The sequence below is a fragment of the uncultured Sunxiuqinia sp. genome (genome assembly GCF_963974515.1).
GTDB lineage: Bacteria > Bacteroidota > Bacteroidia > Bacteroidales > Prolixibacteraceae > Sunxiuqinia.
Genome location: NZ_CAXBDD010000198.1, coordinates 1 through 3,106, shown reverse-complemented (window position 1 = coordinate 3,106; position 3,106 = coordinate 1). Strand labels below are relative to the sequence as shown.

Annotated in this window: 1 protein-coding gene; it reads left to right on the top strand. The window is 37.7% G+C overall.

Annotated elements, in window-relative coordinates; genetic code table 11:
- The first annotated feature begins 96 nt into the window (after positions 1 to 96).
- The gene (locus AAC033_RS18805; RefSeq protein ID WP_339741058.1) at positions 97 to 3,096 is read left to right on the top strand and encodes an ATP-binding protein; all 3,000 of its coding nucleotides are present in this window, start codon (positions 97 to 99) and stop codon (positions 3,094 to 3,096) included.
- The last annotated feature ends 10 nt before the right edge of the window (positions 3,097 to 3,106 follow it).

The following is a 3,106-nucleotide window of genomic DNA, read 5'->3' as shown; positions in this document are numbered from 1 at the left end:
TTTCAGGACAATCAGAAAAATATTTGGATTGGAAGTTTCAGTCAGGGATTAAATGTAATCTACCACAGGACAAAACATTTTAACAGAAATTACAAGTTGGCTGAGAAACTGGAAAACGCAAGCAAAAACATTACCGCCATTTATAAAAACAAAGAAGGATATCTCTTTTTAGGAACATTTGACAAGAAGGGATTGCTCATCGTAAACGACAAAAATGAGTTTGTCCAGTCTAACAGCGAATTTTCGGGATTAAACCACCTTAAAGAAAAAGTAGTCAGAACAATAAATGCCGATAAAGACGGCATCATTTGGATAGGTTCCGAAGATAACTTATTAACGCGCTTTGATTTCCAAAACAAGCAAAGTAAAACATACCAGATACCTGGTTCTGTAGAAAATGTTGAATCTCAGATTACCGGGATTTTAACAGACACTTATTTCCGTATTTGGGTTGCAAATCCTGCCGGAGTTTTTCTGTTTGACCCCACAGCAGGCACTTTTTCCAAACTCCTAAGTGATGCCAACACGCAGAATATTGAGGAGGACAGCCGCGGAAATATTTGGTGTGCCAATTACAATACTGACTTGTGCCGCATCAATAAAGACCTTTCGATTAGCTATTTTAAATCGAACGAAAAAAACACCAATCTCGCTAATGATAAGTTTGTCTGCGTCTTTAAAGATTCGAAAGACAGAATGTGGGTAGGAACAGAATTTAACGGGCTCTTTCTTTATTTGCCCGATTCAAGCAATTTCCAGCAGTTTACGGTTGAAGATGGTTTACCATCAAACGATATTTGTTCCATTGAGGAAGATTCGAAAGGTAGGTTGTGGATTGGTACAAATAACGGTCTGTCGCGATTTAGTTACAGTTTAAGCGACTTTTCAAACTATTTTAGAAGCGATGGAATGAATGCCGATGAATTTCATTACAATTCAAGTTATGCTACCAAATCTGGCGAATTGTATTTCGGGTGCACTGATGGCATCGTATTTTTTGATCCTGGTGATATTAGGGGTGACTATTTGACCTTTCCAATAAAAATAGAAGGAATGAAGGTAAATTATGGGGAGGTGGATAAAGATTTGAAAGGTACTCCAATAAATGAAGCATTACGGCTCAGTCTGCCTATAAAGTTAAAATATGATCAAAATACCATAAGCTTTGACTACTCCACAATAAACTATTCTGCTTCCAAAAAAAGCAATTTTGCATACCAGTTGGCTGGGTTAAATGATGATTTCAACTATGTGCAAAACCAACGGCAAGTAACCTATGCCAATCTTAAGCCTGGGAAGTATATATTTAAGGTTATAGCATCAAATAATGACAACATTTGGGACAAAAAAGGAGTAGAAATTGCCTTTGCAATAAAAAATCCCCCTTGGCTCAGCTGGTGGGCTTTCCTCATTTACGGACTTATTTTAATTCTGGTTTTCCACGGGTTACGTATACAGGTACGTCATGAGGAAAAAATGAAAGCCGCCGTAAAAATGGAAAGAGTAGAGAAGAATCAACAGAGGGAGTTAACCCAGATGAAACTCCGGTTTTTCACCAACATATCTCATGAATTTAAAACGCCTCTTACATTGATTATTGGTCCTTTGGAACAAATTATTGCAGACCTGCACGGTAATTCAGGACTAAAAACAAAGCTTGTTAATATTAGTGCCAACTCTAAACGACTTTTGGAGTTAATCAATCAGCTCATCGATTTCAGGAGGATTGAGCAAGATGTACTACCACTGAAAAAAACACGGAATAACCTGATTGAAACGACACAAAAAGTAATGGCAGCTTTTAATCCCACTGCCATTAAGAACGAAATCCTGTTCTCTTTTGATTCAGATTTTGAAATCTTACCTTTCAATTATGATCAGGATAAAATGGAAAAAATTCTGACCAATCTACTTTCCAATGCTTTTAAACATACTTCTCGAGGCGGGTCCATTTATATCCGCATCTGGAATAGCGATGAAAGCAAAGTCAACATCACCTTATCAGATACTGGAAGTGGTATTGCCCCGGAAAAAATACAAGGAATCTTCGAGGAATTTAACAATAATTCAACTGGCACAAATTATCTTGAAATGCAAAGCTCAGGCATAGGACTTGCCTACTCGAAGAAACTTGTTGAGCTTCATAATGGTTCTCTTGAGATTGAAAGTATACCAAATAAAGGTACTCGCATTACCATTGAGGTTCCTTATGACAGAACCTTGATCCAATCAGCGAACGACAATGAAATCAGTATTCAGAACGCAGCCATTAATCCATTAACGAATGCTCTGCCCAAGGGTTTTACTGGGGAGTCAGAAACCAAAGGCTTGGTTGATCTCTCTAGTGCTCCCAATATACTTGTGGTTGAAGACGATGAGGAAATACGCAAGTATATCGTTTCCATATTAATGGACCGGTTTAAAATTGATGAAGCAGAAGATGGACAAAAAGGATATGAACAGGCCTTGAAAAACGATTATGACTTGATTGTTAGCGATGTAATGATGCCCAACATGAGTGGCACCCAATTGTGCGAAAAATTAAAATCGAATATAAAAACAAGTCATATTTTCGTTATTCTACTCACGGCAAAAAGCGACATAAACAGTAGAACAGAAGGATATGAAACCGGGGCGGATTCGTATATAACCAAACCGTTCTTACCCAGACATTTAATACAGGTAATTAAAAACCTGTTGAATACCCAGCAGAATATAAAAACCTTTTACTCCTCTACGGAAGACAAAACCCAGGAACCACTTGGGATACACCCCCGCGACAAACAATTTATAACAGATGCAATCGCCTTAATAGAAAAAAATATTGATGAAGAACAGTTTAGTGTAGAACTGATGGGAAAAGAACTAGGCCTCAGCCGAACGCACTTATACCGAAAATTTAAATCTTTGACAGGATCTGCTCCCAACGATTTTATCAGACACATAAGACTAAGAAGGGCGGCTCAACTAATTAAAGAGGGCAAATATTCAATTTCAGAAATCGCTTATATGGTAGGTTTTAAAACTCCTGCGAATTTCTCCACATCGTTTAAAGCCCTGTATGGCAAATCGCCAAAAGAATACCAGGGAAAATAGACAGAACTAT